The organism is Campylobacter concisus, from assembly GCF_002913045.1.
In the GTDB taxonomy this organism is placed as follows: domain Bacteria; phylum Campylobacterota; class Campylobacteria; order Campylobacterales; family Campylobacteraceae; genus Campylobacter_A; species Campylobacter_A concisus_AP.
On sequence record NZ_PPAF01000035.1, the window covers coordinates 582,562 to 605,490 of the forward strand.

Sequence of the window (22,929 nt, forward strand, 5' to 3'; positions counted from 1 at the left end):
TCCGGGCGGTTTATCAACTTAAACCTAAGCTTCATTTGCCTTTTTTAAAATTTTCATCATCTCTTCTTCGCTAAGCGGCTCAACTAGTATATTTGCGGCGTCTATGAAGCGATATTTTTCTTTTGGCAGATTTACCATAAAAGCGCCATATTCGCATTCGCCGAGCACGTGCGCGTCCCTATCGTCTAAGCCGACTACTAGCGTAAGTATCCAGCGCGAGATCTTACGATCTCCTAGAACTTCTTGCGCCTGCCACGATGGAGAAGGGGTGTAAGGCAAGATAGTCGGTAATTTTTCGCTAAGCGTATATGCGCCAAAAATTTCGTTGCCGTCTTTATCTTCGTATAAATTCTCTCTTGCGCTATAAGCGTCAAGATACTGCACCCGCCTCATCATCTCATCAAATTTAGCCGCAGGGCTAGCGCTTGCAAAAATTTCATCTATTATAACCGCGTCAAACGCCACGTCGCGCTCCAGGCCAGAGATATAAAGCGTTTGATTTTTCTCTTTTGCGTCCTTTAGAGCCTCAAGTCCCCACATTATGTCGGCTTCATAATCAAATTTTAAAATTTGCTCGCTATCGTAAATTTCTTCATTGTCGCACTCTATTTTCGAGCCGGTTTTGGCTGAAATTTTAGATAAAAGCAAAAGTGCCGTCTGCCAGTCGCCAACGCCGCTTGGAGTACAGACTCGCACGATATATTTGCCGTCTTCGTAGCTTAGCTCAAAACCGCGAGCGCTCTTTTGCCATACGCCAGCGATCATCACGTTTTCGTTTAGCGAAAGCTCGCTCGGCTCGTCGTTTTGGCTATTAAAAAAGCAAAATCCATCTATAAACTCTGAAATTTCACGCTCGCTTAGCGCCTTTTCATATCCGCCGAAAAGCTTCTTTTTGTTTTTTACCTTAAACGTTACGCTCATAAATTCTCTTTCGACTACTCTAAAACGTCATCACTTGATCGCACTGCCTAACCCACTCGGACAAGATATCCATGCTGCCTTTCACCTCAGCCTCGAAATAAGGCTCTCCCGCATGCAAACCGCACCTCGTTTGGCAGCTACCGCAAACCTTTAGCATAGCGCCGCTAGCGTAAAGCTCTTTTAACATCACTACTAGATCTACGTCGTAGTTTTCCGGCTTTTTGGTGCTATTTCGCGCAAGATCGACCGCATCGTTCATTAGAAAAATTCTAACCTCTTCGCCTTTTTCTTTTAGCGTTTTAGCTAGCCTTAATGCGTTGTAAGCATTGTCGGTACCGTTGTATGGTTGATTTGTAAGTATAAATAGAAATTTTTTCATCTTTTTCTCCTTTTGCCAAAAATGTAGTGCAAACCGAGCAAATTTTAGCCAAGCTATATAAAAAGAGGCTAAATTTATCTAAAAAGTAAAAGTACTCCGATCGTGCAGACGATAATGGCGGTGCAAATTTCAAGTAGCCTTAGGTGCGTTTGTAAAAATTTCTTTAGCATAGCTCCGCCAAGCGCGTAGATATTTAGCGAGCAAAACTCGATGAAAACGAGCGTTGCCGTAATCAAGCACATACGAGTTAGGCTAAAGGGATCGTCTTTATCCAAAAATGTAGGCAGTAAAGCCGAGAAAAATATCCATGCCTTTGGATTTGTGACGCAAACGATGAGGCCGTTTATAAACATCTGCTTTTTGCTTGGCAAATTTGAGACGTTCGTGATGCTAAGCTCGCCCTTGCCAAAAAGAAGCATCGCGCCAAGATAGAGCATGTAAAGGCCTGCGATGATGTTTAGCGCCTTAAATGCGTACTCAAAATGATGAAGCACCGCGCCCACGCCAAGCATACAGCAAAACGCCACGAAAGCAAGCGAAAGAAGCTGCCCGGTCATCATAATAAGCGAGTACTTATAACCAAAGCTCATACCGATACTCATCGCATAGGTCATGTTAATACCGGGCATTAGCGAGATAGGAGCAAGCGTGACGAAAAAGAGTAAGAAGTCCATAAAAACCCTTGAAATTTAGCTAACAAATATAAAAATTTAATCCATAAATCAGATCCAGCGATCAAATTTATAGCTTAAATTTAAAAGGCGGACTAAGCCGCCTCTTTTTTAGTGAGTTAAGAAATACTCTTGAATTTTGGCTTTATCGCTTGTTTTTGTAAGCGCAAGCATCAAAAGCACTCTAGCTTTTTGCGCGTTTAGATTATCGCTTGTTAAAAAGCCGTATTTTGCGTCGTCTACTTCGCCGTTCATAGTTGTCTCGCCACTTCCCACACGCGAGTCACGAACTACCACTACGCCAGCCTTTGAAGCCTCACCAAGTGCATCAAGTACACTAAAGTAAGGGTTGCCGTTGCCTAGACCAGCGCTAACGATGCCTTTTGTGCCGTTTTTGACAGCTATGTTTACAAAATCAGGGTTGTCATTTGCATGAGAGTAGATGATATCGACTCTTGGAAGTTCTTTTACACCCTCTAGGTCAAATGCTGATTTTGCTGTGTGTTTTCTGATCGGATTCATATAGTATTTTACGTTACCATAAAAGACTGTGCCGATTTTGCCGCTATTTGGTGATTTAAATGTATCAACGCCTGTTGTGTTGGTCTTTGTCACCTCTCTTGCAGCGTGAATTTCATCATTCATTGTTACTACAACGCCCTTGCCTACGCTATCTTTGCTGATAGCTACATTTACAGCGTTAAATAAATTTAATGGGCCGTCTGCGCTTAGTGAGCCGCTATTTCTCATCGCACCTACAAGGACGACTGGTTTATCGCTTTTAACTACTAAATTTAGAAAGTAAGCTGTCTCTTCCATAGTGTCTGTGCCGTGGGTAACGACGATACCATCAGCTTTGCCGCTGTTTAGAAGCTCATTGATTCTATTTGCAAGCTTTAGCCAAACTTCGTTGTTCATATCTTGTGAGCCGATATTTGAAATTTGCTCGCCTTTTATGGTAGCGATCTTGTTGATGTCTGGCACGGCTGCGATTAGTTTATCGACCGTAACAGTTCCAGAAGTATAGCTAGAGTCAAGCGATCCTGAGCCGCTTCCTGCTATCGTTCCACCAGTGGCTAGAATGTAGATGGTTGGCTTAGCAACCGCTAAAGTAGCACCTAAAATCATGAGTAACACCGCCTTAAAGATTAAACGCATTTTAGCTCCTTTGCATTAAAATTTGCAAAGTCATTATAATGCCATTTATTTAAAAAAATTATTAACTTCTAAATTTTATATTTATTTAAAAAATTCTTATCAAAAACATATAAATTCCGGTTGAAATAACTATGCTAAGAAGTGTATTTTTAAATTTTAAATGCATCAAAATAGCTGTAAAAACTGCTACTATCTCACTTAAGCCATAAGGAAACTCGCTAAATTTCGTATCTTTTAAGCCGTAGCAGACCAAAACGACCATTATCATCATACCCATATGCTTCTCAATGGCGTCTAAATAAGGGTTTGGCTTATAGTTTTTCAGTATATAAAACGGCGTTGCTCTCGTTATAAAAGTAGCTATAGCACTTAAAAGCACTGCCACAAAAAGTACCATCTCGCTTGAGCTTACACTTATCAAATTTTATCCTTGAACAAAAGCAAAAATATAAAACAAAGCGCCATCGAGCCAACAAGCACAAATTTAGCTGGAAATAGGCTCACTCCAAGCACGCCAAAAAATGTCGCCACAAAGAGCACGCGGTAGTTTTTATCATTTTTAAACATTTCAATCACAATAACTATAAAAAGTGCCGTTAAGCTAAACTCAAGCCCTTTTGTATCGGCCTTTATAAAATCACCAAGTATCGCACCAAGCAGCGTCCCAGCCACCCAGTAAGACCAAGAAAGTACATTTAGCCAGGTAAAGACAAAGCTGCGATCGCTTACATCTTTTAGCCCTAAATTTTTAAATATCGCAAAGGTTTCATCCGTTAGCAAAGCGATGTTTAAAAGCCTAAATTTGATCCCACTATACTCTTTTAAAAGTGAAATTCCGTAAAAAGTATGGCGTAAATTTACTAGATAGCTCACGATAAAAACCTCAACTAGCCCCGTACCAACGCTAAAAAGCGATAGCATCATAAACTGCGCCGCGCCGCCGTAAGCAAGAGTGCTAAGAGCGACGGCGATAAACGCGCTAACACCCATACTTTTAGCCAGTATCCCAAAGGCGACACCAAGCGGAAAATAGCCCATAAAAATAGGAATAGATAGTTTAAAAACGTAGTTAAATGTCAAATTTTACCTTCATAAAAAGCCGAAATGTTAGCAAAATTTGAAAAATTTAGAGTAAAAATAGAGTTAAATTTTATAAAATAATAAAAATTTATGGAGTTAAAATATGAAAAAGGTAATTCTAATTTTATTTTGTATTCTATTTTCTTGGAGTAAAAATTTAGATACTACCAAGCTTGAAAATGAATGCACTTTAAATAACGTAGAAAGCTGCACCGATCTTATATATATCTACCTTGACAAAAATGAGCGCGATAAAATGGTAGCTATGGCAAACAAGGCCTGTGAGCTAGGCAATCCACATAGCTGTCTATTTTTAGGAAATATATATCTACAAAAAGACACCCTAGCACAAGAAAAAGAAGAAGGGCTTAGGCTTTATAATAAGGCTTGCGAACTAAAAAATGCATTTGCTTGCTACACCCTTGCACTCATCTACGAAGCTGGAGATGCTGGTATACTAAAAGATAAAAATAGAGCAAAAAACTACTACAAAAAAGCCTGTGAGCTTGATTTGGAAGAAGCATGCAGTAGCTTAAAAATTTTAATTAATTAAAAATTGCTTTTATTCTTACTCATAAAAGTAGAAATTTTAAACAAAATGTGCCAAATTTTTATTTAGCCCAAATTAATGCGTCTGTTTTATCGAGTCCTTGCCTTTTGTCGTTTTATTTAGAAAGCAAAATACCTCAAGCGTAAAAGAAAGCAGTATAAGCCCAACGATAGCTAGAGTTGCGTTCATTCTACCTACCTTTTAAGCCCATTTACTATTTCAAGCATCGAATCGCTCGTAGTTATCGCCTTTGAGTTTGCCTCGTATGCGCGCTGACCAGTGATAAGATCAGTCATCTCTTCAACTAGCTGAACGTTACTCATCTCAACAAACCCTTGTCTGATCGTACCAAGTCCGTCAAGTCCTGCTACACCTACCACCACGTTACCACTAGCGCTTGTTTCTAGATAGTTGTTGTCGCCCATCGAGTGAAGGCCAGCTGGGTTTATAAAGTTTGCTAACTCGATCTGACCTATCTGAGCCATCTCTCTCTCACCTGCTTGGAGCACTGACACGGTGCCATCTGTGCCGATAGAAATTTGCGTCGCATTTGCAGGGACTGTGATCTGAGGGATCAGCTGATAGCCATCGCTATTTACGATCGTGCCGTTTGCATCAAGCTTAAAAGCACCATTTCTAGTATAAGCAGTGGTACCATCTGGTAGCTGAATCTGAAAAAATCCGTTGCCAGCTATTACCATATCTAGGTTATTGCTAGTTTCTTTAAAATAGCCCTGAGAAAAAATTTTATTTATCGCCGTTGGGCGCACACCAAGACCCACCTCGATACCAGTTGGGCTTGTGGTAGTCTGGCTTGTAGCCGTACCTGCGTACTCCATGACTTGATACATCAAATCAGCAAATTCAGCCCTATTTTTCTTGTATCCATAAGTATTTACGTTTGCGATGTTGTGTGAGGTTACGTCTATCTGCGTCTGCTGAGCTATCATACCAGTGGCCGCAGTGTAAAGTGATCTCATCATAGTTTTATCCTTTTATTAAGCTTTTAGAGCTAGTTTTTGAACAGCATCTTGGTTAAGATCGTTCATGTGGCTTGTCATAACCTTTTGATACATATCAACTAAGCGCTGGGTTTCTATAAGACCCACCATTTCTAAAACTGGGTTTACGTTTGACATCTGAGCATATCCTTGCATTACGCTATCAGCCTCATCAAGCTCTGTGATGTCGTTAAAATTTCTAGTTTCAAAGAGGTTGCCGCCGACCTTTTTAAGATCTCTTATCTCTCTTGGCTGAGCGATAAAAAATTTAGAAAATTGATTATTATTTGAGTATAAATTTCCATTTTTATCAGCAGTTAGCACCTCACCTTGTGGTACTTGAATGCCTCTTTGACCGGGGCTTTGTGCCTCATAGCCACTTGGTAAAACCTTATAGCCCTCCTTTGTGACGATATAGCCGTCGCCATCAAGGCTAAAAGAGCCGTTTTTGCTAAGCTTTACACCATTTGGGGTATCAACTAAGAAAAATGCGTCATCTCTTTTTATCGCAAAATCAAGCGTGTTTGAGCTGTATTTAAAGCCACCAGCACTAAAGTCGGTGTATTCTTCGCTCACTTGTGGCACGCGATTAAGCGTTCTATTTAAAAATTTTGCTCCATCTTTTGTGTGATTTTTAAGTGGAAGCTCATCTTGTGTCTCTTTAAAAATTCTCGCAAAATCTCCGATAACTACGTCATTTCGCTTGTAGCCGATCGTATTTACATTTGCAAGATTGTTTGAGATCACATTTAGTCTGTTAAACTGTGTTACCATGCCAGCAGTGGCTTGATAATAACCATTTTGCATACAATTTCCTAAAATTCATTATTGTCATGATTCTAAAGCAATAGCTGTTCCAAAATTTTAATTTTTTAATTATTAAATATTTCATAAAGTTTAATAAATAATTTATTTATTTAATGTTAAGATTCGCGACTTCAATATAGATAATGACTATTAAAAACAATAAAAATACAAAAAAGGATACATATTATTATGAAAAAGACTTCACTAGTTGTTTTGCTTTGTGCTGGCTTAAATTTGTTGGCCCAAGAAAGTGAGAATATAAAAGAAGTTGAACTTGGCGGAGTAGAGGTAACTGCGGAAGAAGAAAACGTAAAGAATAAAAAGATTAGTGAAGTAAAAAAGACGGCAAGTGAGCTTACTAAACAACAAGTAAGCGATACTAGAGATATGGTACGCTATGACACTGGTGTCAGCGTAGTTGAGACCGGTCGCTTTGGCTCTAGCGGATATGCTATAAGAGGCGTTGATGAAAACCGCGTAGCTATCAGTATTGATGGACTTAATCAAGCTGAAACACTTTCATCACAGGGTTTTAAAGATCTTTTTGAAGGATATGGAAATTTTAATAACACAAGAAATGGCGTAGAGATAGAAAATATTCAACAAGTAAATATTACAAAAGGAGCAGATAGTATAAAAACCGGCTCAGGTGCACTTGGTGGCTCTGTAATGTTTGAAACAAAAGATGCCAGAGACTATCTTACAGAAAAAGACTGGTTTTACGGCTTTAAAGCACAAAAATCATCAGCCAACGATGAAAAACTATTTTCTCATACGATGGCCGCACGAGCAAAATGGTTTGATATTCTCTTTATCACTACAAAAAGAGATGGTCATGAGATGAAAAACTGGGGTTACAACACATACGATGATAGCGTACTTGGTAAAGAGAGAGAAAAACCAGATCCTTATACCATAAATACAGATAGTAGGCTATTTAAATTTGGTGTAAATTTTAATGAAACAAACCGCTTCAGCGTAGGAATCGATAGAAGCACAAAAGAGACAGTAGGTACTGACTGGTCGTATAAATTTGCTCTTTATACTGGCGGTATGTTAAATAACGTACGTTATAGCACCGATGTAAGGCATGTAAATGATAAAAACAAACGTGAAAATATCTTTTATACATATGAAAACTACGATGAAAACCCACTTTGGGATAGTATGAAGATAACTTATTCAAAGCAAAAGATCCAGCTAAAGGCAAGGACTGATGAGTACTGTGATAAAAACGACTGTCAAGGCCTACTAAATCCATCAGGATTAAAGTTAAATAACGAAGGTAAGCTAGTGGACAAATATGGTGGCGACCTACAAATGAGACAAGTAGAAAAAGAGCCTTGGCCTGGAGCTGGCTTTACTTTTCCTCAAGATATTGTATTTGACAGTCATGGAAACGAAGTAGATGAAACATTCTATGGAAGAACAAATCGCGGAGCAGATAAACTTCTTGTCAATTGTAATCAGTATGATTGCTCTAAGCCTTTAACGCTTTTTAATAAGACAACCAAACGATATGAAACCTACAATCTAACTCCGCAAAACATGCCAGATGGCAATGGAAAATATGCAGAGCTTACTCCAAAAAATAGATTTGAGGAACTACTTTTGCCAAGAGCTCCAGGATATCTTGAAAATAACTGGAAAGATAGAGATCTAAATACCGATACAAAACAGCTAAATTTAGATGCAACAAAGGAATTTAGCATACCTAAAATCAAAATGGATCACGCCTTAAAATACGGTGGGCTTTATAGCCAAACAGATAAAAGTATGGTAAATAGGCAAGGCTATGAGGCGTACAACAAGGCGTGGTGGGCAAAATATTTCTTTGGTATGGCAAACAAGGGCACAGGCTTGCTACCAAATTTTCAACCAGACAAGTGTATGCCTCACGGTGGAAATGATTACAGTACACTTTGCAGACATGAAGATAATAAATTTAGCTTCTTAATACCTGTCAGGACAGAGACATTGGCAGCTTATGTAGGCGATAGTGTATCTTTCACTAGATTTTTGAGCTTTGATATAAACCATAGGATTGACATGATAAAACACAATCCAAACTATATACCGGGCAAGACACCAAAGCTACCAACTGATCTTTTTGCTGGTGTTTTTATACCTTTTACTATACCGCCTGGCTCTAGCGCAGAAGAAGTAAAAAGGATAAAAACCAAGAATGCTGAAGAAAATGCACGTTATCTGGCAAGCCAAAAAAGAAATTTTATGCATCATTCCTATTCATTTGCAATAAATTTTGATCCATTTGAGCATATAAGACTTCAGGCAAAATATGCAAATGGCTTTAGAGCTCCAACATCTGATGAAATTTATTTTACTTTTCAGCATCCTGATTTTACGATATTTCCAAATTTAGCCCTTCAGCCCGAGATCGCAATGACAAAAGAATTTGCCCTAACTCTTCATAACTCACCTAGCTTTTTTACAATAAATCTCTTTCAAACTGATTATAAAAATTTCATCGATCTAAAGTACATCGGTCGTGGCACGTTAACATACGGAAATGCCGGTAGTAGAATGCCAGTAGAAATGTACCAAAACGTAAATAGAGCAAAGGCTCGCGTAAGAGGTGTTGAACTGAGTGCAAATCTAGACCTAGAGCAAGTTTATAGTGGGCTAAGTGGCTTTAATGTCGGCTATAAATACCTATACCAAAAAGGTAGAATGTCAGTAGATGAAAGTGGCAAGCTAGACGCTCCAATGAATGCCATTCAGCCAGCAAAATTTGTCTATAACGTCGGATATCACACAAAAAATAATAAATTTGGAGCAAATCTATATATGACACACGTAAAAGCAAAACGTCCAGAAGATACTTACAATATCTATGCCAAAGACGATCCAGATGCAAAAAATACGTATGTTAGATATGTCAGTAATACATACAGTCTATTTGATTTTGTAGCATTTTACAGACCGATGAAAAATTTCACATTTACAGCAGGTGTGTATAACATCACAGATAGAAAATACACAAGCTGGGATAGTGCAAGAAGTATAAGGACTTTTGGCACAAATAATATGGTAAATAAAGAAACTGGCAGGGGCCTTGCTAGATTTTACTCACCTGGTAGAAATTTCAAGCTAACATTTGAAATGACGTTTTAATAATTTTATAGCTACCGCAATTTTAGACTTTTGCGGTAGCTTTGTATAGATAAAATTTCACTGCTTTGATGCACTTTTTAAAAAATTTGGGTATAATCCACTTTCTTTTAAACAATACTTAAATCACAATTAGACGATTCGAAAGGAAATTTATGAGCGCCGCAAAAGACTCTTTTTCTCAAATAGAAGAGCTTTTCGCTGAAAATGCAAAAGGCTTTTTGACATACGAAAAATTAGTAAAATTATTAGACAAAGCTCCGACTGCTACGATAGTAAAAAAGATAGAACAACTAGCAAAAACAAACAAAGTCCAGCTCATCACATCTGCTGAGGCCGCAAAGCTTAGAAATTTAGCTGATGCTAAAAAGCGTCAAGAAAACGCTCAAAAAAGTGATCAAGATATCGACGAGGATCTCGATCTTTCAGGCGAAAGTGACCTTTTAGAGTGGTCAAGATCTGATAGTCCTGTCAGGATGTATCTAAGAGAGATGGGTCAGATCGCGCTTCTTACAAAAGATGAAGAGGTAGAGATCAGCAAAAGAATCGAGCTTGGCGAAGATATTATCATCGACGCATTTTGTTCGGTGCCATTTTTGATCGATTTCATACTTGACTATAAAGAGCCACTTATCAACAGAGAACGCCGTGTAAAAGAGCTTTTTAAGAGCTTTGAAGACGAAAGTGAAAACGAAGAAAATGAAGATAGCGAAGACGATATAGACGAGGAAGATGAAGAAAACGAAGAAAACGAAGCTCCTAAAAAATCAGCCAAAAACGACAAGCGCGCAGAAAAAGTTATAGAGAGTTTCAAGGCCCTCGAAAAGGCAAAAAAAGAGTGGCTAAAGACTGCAAATAAGCAAGATAAAGTTGAGAGCGATGACACAGCTTCAAAGATGACTCTTGCATTTAAAAAGAAAATTTTAAAAGAGAAGCTAATGGATCTTGGCCCAACAAGCAAGTTAATTAGCGAGATCGTAAAATCAATGGAGACAGCGCTAAAAAGCGACGATGAATTTGACAGAGAGCTAAAACGCTTGGAGTATCGCTTACCGATGTTTAGCGACGAGCTTAAGAAAAATCACAAAAGCATACTAAAAGATATCATCAAGCTTAGTAAAGAAGAGATCGCAGCTCGCGTGCCAGAAGCTACAATGGTCTCAACTTATGTCGAGATCAAAAAGCTATTTACTACAAAAGAGGCGAGCAAGCAAGGCTTTGATCTTGAGCCAACAAGGCTAAAAGAAATTTTAGAGCAGATCAAACGTGGAAAGAAAATTTCTGACGAGGCAAAAGCCAGAATGGCTAAGTCAAATCTCCGTCTAGTTGTAAGTATCGCTAAACGCTATACAAATAGGGGCTTGCCATTTTTGGATCTCATTCAAGAGGGCAATATCGGCCTTATGAAAGCGGTTGATAAATTTGAGTATAGAAAAGGCTATAAATTTTCAACCTACGCCACATGGTGGATCCGCCAGGCTATCTCACGTGCGATCGCCGATCAGGCAAGGACGATTAGGATACCTATCCACATGATAGAAACGATAAATCGTATCAACAAAATAAACCGCAAATACCTCCAAGAAGAAGGTAAAGAGCCTGATGTAAGCATTATTGCAAAAGAGGTTGGGCTAAGCGTTGATAAGGTAAAGCAAGTTATCAAGATCACAAAAGAGCCGATCAGTCTTGAAGCTCCGATCGCAAACGAAGAAGATGGTAAATTTGGAGATTTTGTTGAGGATAAAAGCTCACTTTCTCCGATAGAGCAAATTTTAAAAAGTGACCTCAGAGAGCAGATAGATGATGTACTTTCGCAGCTAAATGAGCGTGAGAAAGCTGTCATCTCAATGAGATTTGGCTTGCTTGAGGATGAGAGTGACCGCACACTTGAAGAGATCGGAAAGGCTCTAAATGTCACTCGCGAGCGTGTCCGCCAGATAGAAAGCTCAGCCATCAAAAAACTAAAACACCCAAAAGTTGGTAGGAAACTCAAAAACTACATCGAAGGCTAAAGTCTTAATCTAGCTCAAATTTCACATAAATTTGAGCTAGAACATAAAATCAAAAATCTATACTCACATTAAAGCAAATATCTCTCACATAAATTTTAGTTACAAGAGTAACAAAGCTAGTTAACTTTTAGAGCATATTGTTGCAGTAAATTTTAGTTTCCTATTCACTAGCGAGAATGGATTATCATCTCATAATCACATTACACTCACTAATGAAAATAAAATTTGCAGGATTATTAAAATTTTAAAACAAAAATAGGCAGAAAATGAGTTTAAATTTTAACCCCTCTAAATGCTTCCTTTGCAGCTTTTATATCAGCCTCATCTGGGTGCGTTTTGGCTCGCTCCCATCGCTCTAGTCGCTCAGGCGTTAGAGCAAATCTCGGATCATCAGGCATAGCTTTACCAAGTTTTTTTAGTTGCTCTATTACTTCAGGGGCAATCGCACCTTGACAGATAAACGTGCGCAAAATTTCATTGCCATTTTGCATAAATAGCTCTTTGCCTTGATCTATCGCCTGCGTGGCATGCGCACTTGGTATATCAGCACCAAGGGTTATAAAAAAGCCTATTTTTTTATTTTTTACACTTTGAGAGATAAATTTTTTAAATTCCTTCTCCGGTGAGCCCTGATCTATATAGTATCCAAGCGCGATAAAGTCAAACTCACTCAAATTTATCTCACACGCATTGGCAAAATTTATCGCCTCACAGCTAAGCTCACCAGCAATAGCCTCTGCTATCTTTTTTGTATTTCCACTTTTTGATGTATATATCACAATACTTTTCATAAAAACTCCTTCTTAGAAATTTCCATCACTGCATTTGCGATAGAATTTCCCCAAAATACGCCATCTTTTGTAAAATTTAAAGAGTTATTTTCGATTTTTAGATATCCACTTTCCTCACATTTTTTAAAAAGATCCATAAGCTCATTAGCACACGTCTGGCTCACAAATTTAAAAACACGCTCAAGGCTTATTTGTGGATACTGAAAAAGATTTACAAATCTATCAAACTCCATCTGTCTAGCAGTCATGTGACCCATAACTTTCATCTTTTGACTCATGTTATAGATACCAAACTCCCCTAGCCTGCCACCAGCTCCTTTTCCAAGAGGCAAGACATCAGCACCTGCATGAGATAGTCTTATATATTTATATTGGTCCCTACCCTTTTTGGCCACCTTTGTATACTCTAAAATTTCATAGTCACCTTGACTTAAAATTTCGTCTAAAAATGCGTGGTGCAAGCTCTTATCGACTTCTACGTCATAGTAATCCTCGCTTATGGTCCTACTAAGTACCGAGCCATCTAAAAACTGAAGCGAATAAAAACTCGCACTATCAATGCCTAGCTCACGCACTAGCTTAGCATCTCTTACTACCTCATCGACGCTTTCATTAGGATAGTTATATATAATATCAACACAAAGCATTTCACTAAATTTCTCACGCAGATCACGTAGATGTTTTACGGCTCCATCTGAACTATGTGTGCGATTTAGCAGCTTTCTGCCAGCCTCACTAAATGTTTGCACGCCGATACTGTATCTATTTACGCCAAGTTCGTTTAAAAGGCGAAGCTTGCTTATATTTAGATTATGAAGCGTACTTTCTAAGCTAAATTCGCACTCAGGCAGGATATTAAAGCTGCCCTTAAGTGCGTTTATCACCTGCTCTAAGTGTCTCTCTTTTAATATCGTTGGGGTGCCGCCACCAAAATAGACGCTACCTATTTTCTTGCTTTTTAAGTAGTTCGTGGCGGAGTATTTTTCTATCTCGCTTAGTAGAAATTTTGTATACTCATCAAGCTCATCTTCAAGCTTTGTCCTATTCATCGAGCAAAACGAGCAAATGTTATCACAAAACGGCACATGAATGTAGATCACTCCTTCATTCTCATCTGGCGCACTCTCTAAAAATTCCCATAGCTCATCTTCACTCACCATATCAGGTCTTTTTGAAGGAGCTACGCTATGCCCTTTTATACGTTTGTTAAACATTTGTATACTCACTTGTTAAGCATGTTAAATAGCTCATTTGCGGCCTCATTTATGCGAGGTGTACCACGTAAGACAAGACTTGATGGGACGTTTAAAATTTTAGAGTTCTTGGCTGCGCTAGTTGCTTTTAGTACTGGATTTTGCGATAAAAAATCACTGCCATCTTTCATGCCTACTACTATTATGAAGTCTGGATTTTGCGCTAGGATAAATTCATTTTGAACGATCGGCATCGCTCCAGTTAGGCCACCTGCTACATTTTTCATACCAAATTTAGCAAACATATCCCCAGGCAAGCTAGCATCGTTAAAGGCAACTAGTGGGGTAGCTGCATAAACGCCTAAAATTTTCTTACCGCTTAAATTTGAGTTTTGAAATTTTAAAAAATCCTGCTTTATCTTAGCCACAAGCTCGCCAGCACGCTCTTTTTTACCTGTGATATCGCCCATTTTTTCTATATTTTTGCAAATATCGTCTACGCTATTTGCCTGCATCGTAAGTGTATTTATACCAAATTTAGCAAGGTCGGCGTTTACACCATCAGAGTGAAAGCTAGTAACTACAAGATCGGGCTTTAGCTCGACTATACGCTCTAAATTTGGCTTTGTATAAGTGCCAACGCTCTTTAGCTTTTCCGTCTTATCCTCAGGCCAAATCTTACCAAACTCAAGAGTAGAAATAGCTGCGATCTGATCTTCAGCCTCTAACATATACATCATCTCAACCACTGCAGGATCGAGTACAACGATATTTTTAGCACTTAGGCTAACACCGCCAAAACCAAGTAAAAATACAAAAACTAAAAATACTTTTTTCATGAAATCTCCTTTAAAATTATCATTTTGGTAAAACAAATGGCATATCATTTTTATATATGATATCTGCCTTAAGGCCATAAATTTCATCTAAAATTTCTGGATTATAAAGCTCTCTGACACTCCCTTTGTGAGCTATCACACCACCTTTTAGCATTAAAATTTCATCACATATCAGTGAGGCTAAATTTAGATCATGAAGCACCGCTATGGTGACTAAATTTAGCTCACGAGTAAGATGCGAGCAAAGCTTTAACACCTCTATAGCATGGCTTAGATCAAGGGCTGATGTAGGCTCATCAAGAAGTAAAACTTTAGGCTCGCTAACTATTGCACGAGCAAGCAAAGCTCTAGCAAATTCGCCACCACTTAGTGAGTTTGCTACTCGGTCTTTAAATTTAGCCAGCCCAAAAGTCTGCAAAGCCTCATCAACTAGTGCAATATCATGAGAGCTATAACCACTAAAAGAGCTTTTTAGATGAGCATATCTACCCATCAAAACAAGCTCAAAAACGCTTAATGGCATCGCAAGTGCGCTTTTTTGAGGTACAAAACTAGTCGTTCTCGCAAGCTCTTTTATGCTGTAGCTTTGTACATCTTTTTCTAAAATTTTGATACTTCCAGCGCTTGGAGAAAGTAAATTTAAGATACATTTTAAAAGTGTTGATTTGCCACATCCATTAGAGCCCAAAAGACCTATAAATTTTCCACTTTTGGCAGTAAAGCTTATATTTTTTAGCACACTTGTTTGCGCATATGAAAAGCTTAAGTTTGACACTTCTACGCTCAATGCACACTCCTTTTTAGATAAAGTGCTAAAAATAGAAAAAATGGTGCTCCAAAAAACGCACTAATAACGCCAACTGGCACTTCAACCGGGCTTAAAATACTCTTCCCCACTACGTCACAAGCTAGCAAAAACGCTCCTCCTCCAAGAGTAGAAAGCGGCAGTAAAATAGCGTTGTTTGAGGTATTTAAAAGCATTCTAAAAGAGTGTGGAATAATGAGCCCAACAAAGCCTATCATGCCGGTAAATGCGACCGAAAAAGCAACCGTGAGCGAAGCTATGACAAGCAGACGCTTCTTAAGTGCATCGACATCTATACCAAGGCTTTTTGCCTCGTCTTCCCCGCTTAAAAGTATCGTTAATTCAAAGCGTTTTAGATAAAAATATATCATGCAAAATATAAGTGGAATAGCGATTATGCCGACCTTCTGCCACGTGGCAGAACCTAAATAACCCATCATCCATGCCACTATCTTAAAACTATCCTCGCCGATAAGATATGTCGCAAAACTCGTAAATGCCCCTAGAAATGATGAAAAAGCGATACCAATTATTAAAAGTGTAGCAATAGAGCGACTACGATTATAAACTCCAAAAATGGCAAGTGTAAGCAGGCTCGAAGACAAAAAGGCAAAGATACCATAGTAAATTTCTGATAATCCAAGAAGATATGCCACTACCGCTCCAAATGTCGCAGATGCGGCTATACCGATGATATATGGGTCTGCAAGCGGATTTAAAAAGACGCTTTGTGTTACAACACCCGAGCTAGCCAAAAGCATGCCTATAAGCAGAGCCATTACAAGTCTTGGTAGTCTAATGTCAAACAAGATGGTCTCTTTCATATCGTCTATTTTGTTATTAAATATAAAATTTAAAATCTCACCCATACTTATGTCAGAACCGCCTATACTAAGCGAGATAAAAGAGAGCAAAACAATGAGCATGATAAGCAAAACGGCAAGCTTGGTGCTACCCTGCATAAATTTCCTTTTAATACAAATGGCTAAAAACAACAAAAAGCATAAAAATAAGCAGAAAATATAATTTTTAAATAAAAGATATAAATTTTCTAAAATATTATTATTAACTCGTAATTTTAAAAAAATAAGCTTAATTCTCGCTTTAAAAATATTAATGATAATTTTAATCAATTTTAAGTTTTCTTTAGTATGATTTTGCGATTTTTAATTTTATTTTTATAAGGAGAACAGTTTTGAAACAAAGAGCATTAAACCACATGAATAAGGATCATTTGGATATAGTGATCGAGTTTTGTAAGAAATTTAGCGGCGTAGCTGAGCCTACAAATGTCAAAATGACTGATATAAACGAAGATGGTATGGAAATAACATGTGATCAGGCAAAAACATTTGTACCATTTTTAAGCAAAGCAGGTGGAGATGGTTTTAGAGAGTCGATCATCGAGCTTTATATGAGCATCAAGGGCGATACAAACAGCTCTAGTGTGCAAGGCGGAATGATGAAATTTATAAATAGCTTTAAGACTGTTGTGATCTCAAGCATTCTTGACGGACAAGCGGTTTCGTCGTATTCACCTTTCATAAAAGAAAACAATGAGTTTTATATCTGCATATCATCAGTAGCAGATCACTACCACTCAATAAAACAAAACCCGGATAAAATTTCACTCCTTTTTATTCAGGATGAAAAAGACGCAAAAAGTCTATTTGCTCGTGTAAGAGTAAGCTTTGAAGCTAAAGCTGAGTTTATGAGCGACAGTGCAAGAGATGAATTTATATCAAAATTTGAGAGTGCCTTTGCAAATGAATCAGCACTTGCATTTATTAAAGAGATGAAAGACTTCTATATAGTAAAACTTACCCCAACAAAAGGTAGATATGTAAAAGGCTTTGGCGCAGCATATGACACAGTAGGACTCCAAGTTGTCGATAGTGGTAGAGTAAACAACCCTCACACTAAAAAATAGTCACTTTTGTAAGGCCGTTTTTGGTCTTACAAATTTATACCTCTTAAAATTTATTTTTGCCTTGCTATAAAAATTTAAAAGATACAAGACGTGATATTTTTGCTTGTTATCATAAAAATGGTTTGGTTTTGCCTGAACTCGAGAAAATCTAGCATCAAAATTCCTCAATATGCCTATACCTATAATCTAAACTATAAACATATTTCATCCAAACAAGATAGAATCATTATAAAAATTTATTAGAAACTAAAAAAGAATTTACCGGTGCAAGACCGGTAAAAATTTATTCAGCTAGAAGTTTATCTAGTTTTGCAGCTAAGCTCGTAGTATCATGAGCTTTGGCTAAGCTCGCAGCATGTAGCTTTAAATTTGCTTGTAAATTTTCTTCCAAGTTCTTTGCGATATCACTACTATCAAGATTTTCTACACTATTAGCATTTGCCACGCTCCTTGCGGCTAGAGCATTTATACCTCTAAATACAGCATTTTGTGTTGATCCGATCTCTGAGCGAAGTGAATTTATATTTTTTAAAATTTCACCTGTATTTGAGCCGTCATCTTTTACATTTAAAAGAGCATTTGTGCCCAAATTTATATTTTTTGTACTCTCACCTGTAAAAAATCCAAGCTCAGCATCAAATACGTTTTTACCGTTAAATTTAGCCTCTTTTACGCTATCATTCATAGCATTTCTTAGTGCGTTGATTTCGCCCTTTATGCCTTTTTGTTCATTTGCTGAGAGAGTAGGATTTGTAAGCTTACTTGAAAGCTCGCCTATTCTATCCGTACTTTTACTTAAATTTAAAAGCGTTGAATCAGCGATTTGAAGCATTCCAATCATGTCGTTTGCATTTGCCAAACCTTCGTTCAAGACATTTGTTTGCGAAAGCAAACTCTCTGTGATTTGCAAATTTGCACCTGATGCTTTGATCTCGCTATTTGCAGAGATAGCATTTAGCGCTTTCTTCTCGCTATTTTTTGCTTGATCTAAATAATAGTTTCCTGAAGCCTGGTTTGCAGTATAAGTTCCTAACTTCATAACAACTCCTTTTTAATAATTCGCTACCGATTCTACTATAAATTCTATAAAAAGTTGCAAAATCTTTATAAAATCTATTTTTCTTTACTCTTCTAGTCTTACTGCAACTGATTTTTTATGAGCAGTTAGCCCTTCAGCTTCGGCTAGCTGCATACATGATTTGCCAAGATGCATGATACCTTTTCTACTCACTGAAATAATAGAGCTTCGCTTCATGAAATTTTCAACTCCAAGCGGTGAGTAAAATCTCGCACTTCCGCCAGTTGGTAATGTGTGATTTGGCCCAGCTATATAATCTCCCATCGCTTCAGGTGTAAAGTGTCCAAAAAATATAGCGCCTGCATGAGTCACCTCATCCATATAGCTTAAAGCATCATTTGTGGCGATCTCTAGGTGCTCAACAGCAAGCTCATTCATGAGAGCAAAACACTCTTTTAGATCTTTTGCTACTATTATTGCAGCTTTATTTCTTATGCTTGCACCTGCAATCGCTTCACGTTTTAGTGTCTTTAGCTCATCTTCGATGTGTTTTTGCACCGCTCTTGCAAAAGCCTCTACCGGTGTTATCAAAAAGGCACTTGCTATCTCATCGTGCTCGGCTTGTGAGAGTAGATCGATCGCTATGTGGCGAGGATCAGCGCTATCATCAGCGATCACGCCTATCTCACTTGGACCAGCGATCATATCGATATTTACGTCGCCATAAACTAGTTTTTTGGCAGTCGCTACGTAGATATTGCCAGGTCCTGTGATGACATCGACCTTTGGCACGGTCGCTGTGCCGTACGCCATCGCTGCGATCGCACTTGCACCGCCTATCTTAAAGGCTGTTTTTATGCCGCAAAGGTGCATCGCAGCAAGAAGCAGAGGATTTACCTTGCCATTTGGTGCTGGAGTACAAACCACGATCTCTTTTACACCGGCCACGATAGCAGGCACTGCATTCATAAGCAGTGAGCTAGGATATGCTGCCTTACCACCAGGGATGTAAAGGCCGGCACGATCAACCGCGGTGTATTTTGCACCAAGTAAGATGTCGTGCTCATCTTTGTAGGTCCAGTCGCTTGGCTTTGTGCGCTCATGATAGCTTTTTATCCTATCGTGAGCTAAATTTAAAGCTACTCTCAGAGCATTATCTAACGAATTATAGGCAGCCTCCATCTCTTTTACGTCGATTATTATGTCGTTTTTGCCTATGACGCTAAATTTATCAAATTTTGTTATCTGGGCAAAAAGTGCACTATCACCATCTTTTCTTATCTCATCTATTATGCCTGCAACCACTGGCATTACAGCGCTCATATCATTATCACTTCGTTTAACAAGCTGTAAAAATTTACTCTCAAAATCAGCGTCACTACTATGAAAAAATTTCATTTATGCTCCTTTAATTTTAATTTTCTCTCATATCTTTGTCTTTGTGTAATGTTACCTAAAATTCCGCCCTGGTGGATATATAAAATTTCAGCTCCAAGCCTATCTAAATTTGCAAAAAGCGTGATAAAGCCAACAGGGTCATACACTAGGTCAAATTCCACGCCACTTTTGCAAGCCTCTAGCCAAATTTCATAAAGCTCTTGGTATAAATTCCCAAAATGATACTTCTTTGGGGGATTTAAAATTTGCACTTTACTATCTTTATCTAGCTCATAAATTTGCTTTTTTAGATAGTCGCCATCCCCCACGCATGGAGCAGTAAAGACTCTAAGGTCGGTGTGTTTTGCTAGGTAGCAGGCACTAGTTCCAGTGCCAGATGGCAAAAATATATCAGGCCTTATGCCACTTTTTTTGCTCCACCCATTTATCTCATTTGCCTGCGTAATAAAGCCAAGCTCAGCCTCGCTTTGCGCTACGCCCTCGTTTATAAAAAGTGCATTTTGGCTCTTTGCTAGCTCTTTGGCAAATTTCTCACGCTTCTCTTTTACAAAAATTTCCATGCCATTTTCAAGTGCAAATTTGAAATTTCCAACCGGATTTTGCTTTAAATTTGAGTTTAGATGAGAGACGATGTAGTAAAATTTAAGCCCCTTTAGCTTGGCAAAAAGACTTAGGCTATACATCGCATTTGACTGGCTTGAGCCGTGAGATACGATGGCTTTGATGCCGCTAAGATCAGCGTTTAAAAAATACTCTAGTTTTCTTGCTTTGTTGCCATTAAACTCGCCTAGCAGATCATCTCTTAAAAGCAAAAATTCTCGCCCTCTTAAGCGAATTTTATCAATCACCCTTAAACTCCAAAAATTTCTCTATCTCGTTGATAGCCTCTTTATTTGAGAGTGAAAATTTGATCTCTATGCGTCTTGAAGCATCCTTGTCCTCGGCTCCGTCTTTAAAAACTAGCTCGTTGTAGCTTCGTCCGCTTGCAACAAGTAGCTTTCTAAGGCGAGTATCGTCACTAAATGAATTTATAAATTCCATCACAGCGTAAGCTCTTTTTTGTGAAAGCTCTAAGTTATAAATATAGCTTCCGTCGCTATCTGTAAAGCCTTCGATTATGATTTGATCGATGTTTGAGGAGATCTCTTTATCATTTAAAAGCACGTCAAAATACTTACTAAGCGTGGCCTTTAACTCCTCTTTGACCTCTTCTTTTAAGACTGCACTGCCTTTATCAAAAAGTACTGAGGAGCTAAGCTTTAACGCACCTGAGTTTGGATCGATCTCAATGCTTGAGCCTAGCCTATCCTTTAGGGCTGAGATTACTTTTACTCTGATGCCGGTTAAATTTTTCACTCTGTCACGAGTAACGTTTAGATCCCTTAAAAGCTCGTCATATCTAGCCTCTCTTTGGCTCACTTGCTCAAGCAAAAAGGCGATCTTGGCTAAATTTTTCTCACTGCTTTCATTTGCGTCACTAAGCGCTCTATCTTTTGATGAAATTTCATCATTTAGCACGATCATCTTTTGATTTAGATCAAAAATGCTAGCATTTAGCTCTTTTATGCTCGTATTTGCGTCCTTGTTTTCCTCTATGAGCTGGGCTAGTTTTTCTTTTAGAGCGTCTATTTGGATAACAAAAATTTCATTTGATTTTTTCAAATTTATATTTTCGTCGCTTATCTTTGAAAGCTCGCTTTTTAGGGCGTCGTTTAGCTCTTCAAGGGTAAAATTCTTACCCTGAGCGTCTTTTAAATTTGCTAAAGCTGCGATGATAGCTTGCTCTTTATTTTCAAGGGTGTTTTGAGTTAGGACGTATTTTACGACGACAGCACCGATAAGTAGCATAAAAACAAAGAGCAGACCAGCCATCAAGTCCGCGTACGAAACCCAAAAGCTTGATTGATCTTCGTTATTTTTGTTTATTTTCATTGCACTAGATTTTCGATTTTTTCTATTACAGAATTTGCTTCTTTGTCGATCTCGTCTATGTTTTTCTTAAGCTCAGCGATCAAGCTCTCACGCTCTTTTTCACGCTCCAAGCTCCTACCCTCTTGCTCATAAGCTACCTTAAATATCGTCGCACTCTCTATAAGTGAGGCTCTAAATTCCTTTAGTGCGTCGTTTTGCTCTTTCATGAGCGAGTAAGAAAACTCTCTTAAAACCTTGTCAAAACTTTTGATAGCCTGCTCAAGTTTAAGCTGACTCTCTTTTGTAGCGTTTAAATTTCTGCTAAAAATTTCGCTAAGCTTTGCATGCTCGGTTAAAATTTTAACCTCCATATCTTTAAAGGCATTAGAAAACGCGCTTACTGCCTTTAGCATATCAGAGTGGATTTTTACAAATTCATCTTGTTTTAGGCTAGCTTCATTTAGCATTTTAAGGTTTGTGCTAAGCTCAGCCTTGCTTTGATTTATGATATTTTTCTCGACCTCGCAAAGCTCTTTTAGTCTGTCAAATTTTTCATTTACCTGATCATTTAAATTTCTTAAAAGTTTATCGTCAAGCACCATTTTAAAGGCGTCATGACTATCTTTAAAGTAGCCTACACTTGCTTTCATGAAATTTGCATTTAACTCATTTTCCTGCCAGAAAAACTCACGACTAAGCTCTTTTTGCTCACTGTAAAATTTCTCAAATTTACTAACGCCTATCTTTTCAAAAAACATCCACCAAAGCGCTAAAAATATACCATAGATCGATACATAAAACGCCGTAGCTACGCCGTTTAGCAGTATAGCGATCTCTTTTTCAAGGCCGTTTGCAGTGCTTGAGCTAAAGCTTGGCATAGAGATAGCGATACTGATAAATGTGCCTAAAATTCCAAGCATAGGAAAGACTGCTTGGCCGATGTTTGCTAGGTTGTCATTTCTAAAATTTCTTGTATAGCTCTCAAAAAAATCTTCAAATTTAGCGTTTGCCTTTTTGACGCCTGAAATTTCAAAAAGATGAGCGATGATAAATTCTTTTAGCCTTATCTTGTAGTCTTTGGCATTTGCCAAGAAATTTGAGTAAGCGACCAAAGCGCTGTGACGAGAAAATATAAAAGCGACAAAGAGTATAACACCCATCATCACGATGGTGTGAAGCTTCATCTGAAAATTTATAACGCCAAGATACGCAAGTATTGCCAAGATGTAGATAGCTAAAGGGATAAAGATAACTTTAAAAAAGACAAAGAAAGAGTGAGCTTGGCGCTCTTTTGGTACGCTTAGCTCACTAAAATCATTTTGGTTTTGCATAG

22 protein-coding genes are annotated in these 22,929 nt (G+C 38.1%); 4 read left to right on the forward strand and 18 right to left on the reverse strand.

The genetic code is table 11. From position 1 onward, the window contains the following. Positions 1–24: 24 nt before the first annotated feature. From CYP43_RS06855 to CYP43_RS06880, 6 genes are all read right to left on the reverse strand, one after another. Entirely contained in the window at positions 25–921 is an 897-nt protein-coding gene (locus tag CYP43_RS06855) for a DUF4299 family protein (RefSeq protein ID WP_103582988.1), read from the reverse strand. Positions 922–940: 19 nt separating this feature from the next. Next, the gene (locus CYP43_RS06860) at positions 941–1,300 is read right to left on the reverse strand and encodes a DsrE/DsrF/TusD sulfur relay family protein (RefSeq protein ID WP_103582989.1); all 360 of its coding nucleotides are present in this window, start codon (positions 1,298–1,300) and stop codon (positions 941–943) included. Between the two features lie 74 nt (positions 1,301–1,374). After that, positions 1,375–1,974, reverse strand: a complete 600-nt coding sequence (locus tag CYP43_RS06865) for a LysE family translocator (RefSeq protein WP_103582990.1) — start codon at positions 1,972–1,974, stop codon at positions 1,375–1,377. Between the two features lie 108 nt (positions 1,975–2,082). After that, a complete protein-coding gene (locus tag CYP43_RS06870) occupies positions 2,083–3,129 on the reverse strand; it encodes a type II asparaginase (protein WP_103582991.1) in 1,047 nt (348 codons plus the stop codon). A gap of 85 nt (positions 3,130–3,214) precedes the next feature. Beyond that, a complete protein-coding gene (locus CYP43_RS06875) occupies positions 3,215–3,550 on the reverse strand; it encodes a branched-chain amino acid transporter permease (RefSeq protein ID WP_103582992.1) in 336 nt (111 codons plus the stop codon). Continuing rightward, the gene (locus tag CYP43_RS06880) at positions 3,547–4,209 is read right to left on the reverse strand and encodes an AzlC family ABC transporter permease (RefSeq protein ID WP_103582993.1); all 663 of its coding nucleotides are present in this window, start codon (positions 4,207–4,209) and stop codon (positions 3,547–3,549) included. Before CYP43_RS06880 ends, CYP43_RS06875 begins: the two co-directional genes overlap by 4 nt. Positions 4,210–4,312: 103 nt before the next feature. On the opposite strand from CYP43_RS06880, the gene CYP43_RS06885 reads away from it, so the two are divergent. Beyond that, the gene (locus tag CYP43_RS06885; RefSeq protein ID WP_103582994.1) at positions 4,313–4,762 is read left to right on the forward strand and encodes a tetratricopeptide repeat protein; all 450 of its coding nucleotides are present in this window, start codon (positions 4,313–4,315) and stop codon (positions 4,760–4,762) included. Positions 4,763–4,953: 191 nt separating this feature from the next. On the opposite strand, the gene flgG is transcribed toward CYP43_RS06885, so the two are convergent. Together flgG and CYP43_RS06900 are read right to left on the reverse strand one after the other, a co-directional pair. Next, the gene (flgG, locus tag CYP43_RS06895; RefSeq protein WP_021091447.1) at positions 4,954–5,742 is read right to left on the reverse strand and encodes a flagellar basal-body rod protein FlgG; all 789 of its coding nucleotides are present in this window, start codon (positions 5,740–5,742) and stop codon (positions 4,954–4,956) included. Between the two features lie 15 nt (positions 5,743–5,757). Beyond that, a complete protein-coding gene (locus CYP43_RS06900; RefSeq protein WP_103582996.1) occupies positions 5,758–6,567 on the reverse strand; it encodes a flagellar hook-basal body protein in 810 nt (269 codons plus the stop codon). Between the two features lie 189 nt (positions 6,568–6,756). On the opposite strand from CYP43_RS06900, the gene CYP43_RS06905 reads away from it, so the two are divergent. Together CYP43_RS06905 and rpoD are read left to right on the forward strand one after the other, a co-directional pair. Beyond that, a complete protein-coding gene (locus tag CYP43_RS06905; protein ID WP_103582997.1) occupies positions 6,757–9,702 on the forward strand; it encodes a TonB-dependent hemoglobin/transferrin/lactoferrin family receptor in 2,946 nt (981 codons plus the stop codon). 152 nt (positions 9,703–9,854) lie between these two features. Continuing rightward, the gene (rpoD, locus tag CYP43_RS06910; RefSeq protein ID WP_103582998.1) at positions 9,855–11,711 is read left to right on the forward strand and encodes an RNA polymerase sigma factor RpoD; all 1,857 of its coding nucleotides are present in this window, start codon (positions 9,855–9,857) and stop codon (positions 11,709–11,711) included. 272 nt (positions 11,712–11,983) lie between these two features. On the opposite strand, the gene CYP43_RS06915 is transcribed toward rpoD, so the two are convergent. From CYP43_RS06915 to CYP43_RS06935, 5 genes are read right to left on the reverse strand one after another with little or no spacing between them, the layout of a single operon-like run. Then, on the reverse strand, positions 11,984–12,502 hold the full coding sequence (locus CYP43_RS06915; protein WP_103582999.1) for a flavodoxin family protein: 519 nt from the start codon (positions 12,500–12,502) through the stop codon (positions 11,984–11,986). Continuing rightward, entirely contained in the window at positions 12,499–13,716 is a 1,218-nt protein-coding gene (locus CYP43_RS06920) for a radical SAM protein (protein WP_103583000.1), read from the reverse strand. The genes CYP43_RS06915 and CYP43_RS06920 overlap by 4 nt, the downstream gene beginning before the upstream one ends. A gap of 8 nt (positions 13,717–13,724) precedes the next feature. Next, complete coding sequence (locus CYP43_RS06925; RefSeq protein ID WP_103583001.1) at positions 13,725–14,534, reverse strand: ABC transporter substrate-binding protein; 810 nt, start codon at positions 14,532–14,534, stop codon at positions 13,725–13,727. 19 nt (positions 14,535–14,553) lie between these two features. Next, on the reverse strand, positions 14,554–15,321 hold the full coding sequence (locus CYP43_RS06930; protein ID WP_103583002.1) for an ABC transporter ATP-binding protein: 768 nt from the start codon (positions 15,319–15,321) through the stop codon (positions 14,554–14,556). Continuing rightward, positions 15,318–16,301 (reverse strand): FecCD family ABC transporter permease, encoded by a 984-nt coding sequence (locus CYP43_RS06935; RefSeq protein ID WP_103583003.1) that lies wholly within the window; start codon positions 16,299–16,301, stop codon positions 15,318–15,320. The genes CYP43_RS06930 and CYP43_RS06935 overlap by 4 nt, the downstream gene beginning before the upstream one ends. A gap of 233 nt (positions 16,302–16,534) precedes the next feature. Between CYP43_RS06935 and CYP43_RS06940 the strand changes: the two genes are divergently transcribed. Beyond that, positions 16,535–17,269, forward strand: a complete 735-nt coding sequence (locus CYP43_RS06940; protein WP_180998655.1) for a HugZ family heme oxygenase — start codon at positions 16,535–16,537, stop codon at positions 17,267–17,269. 283 nt (positions 17,270–17,552) lie between these two features. Here the strand turns inward: CYP43_RS06940 and CYP43_RS06945 are convergent, their stop codons facing one another. From CYP43_RS06945 to CYP43_RS06965, 5 genes are all read right to left on the reverse strand, one after another. After that, positions 17,553–18,308, reverse strand: coding sequence for a flagellin (locus CYP43_RS06945; RefSeq protein WP_180998656.1), 756 nt, complete (start codon positions 18,306–18,308; stop codon positions 17,553–17,555). Between the two features lie 84 nt (positions 18,309–18,392). Then, positions 18,393–19,685, reverse strand: coding sequence for a histidinol dehydrogenase (gene hisD, locus CYP43_RS06950; RefSeq protein ID WP_103583005.1), 1,293 nt, complete (start codon positions 19,683–19,685; stop codon positions 18,393–18,395). Beyond that, a complete protein-coding gene (locus tag CYP43_RS06955; RefSeq protein WP_103583006.1) occupies positions 19,682–20,533 on the reverse strand; it encodes a pyridoxal-phosphate dependent enzyme in 852 nt (283 codons plus the stop codon). Before CYP43_RS06955 ends, hisD begins: the two co-directional genes overlap by 4 nt. Continuing rightward, the gene (locus CYP43_RS06960) at positions 20,526–21,617 is read right to left on the reverse strand and encodes an OmpA family protein (protein ID WP_103583007.1); all 1,092 of its coding nucleotides are present in this window, start codon (positions 21,615–21,617) and stop codon (positions 20,526–20,528) included. The genes CYP43_RS06955 and CYP43_RS06960 overlap by 8 nt, the downstream gene beginning before the upstream one ends. Next, positions 21,614–22,927, reverse strand: a complete 1,314-nt coding sequence (locus CYP43_RS06965) for a MotA/TolQ/ExbB proton channel family protein (RefSeq protein WP_103583008.1) — start codon at positions 22,925–22,927, stop codon at positions 21,614–21,616. Before CYP43_RS06965 ends, CYP43_RS06960 begins: the two co-directional genes overlap by 4 nt. Positions 22,928–22,929 lie beyond the last annotated feature (2 nt).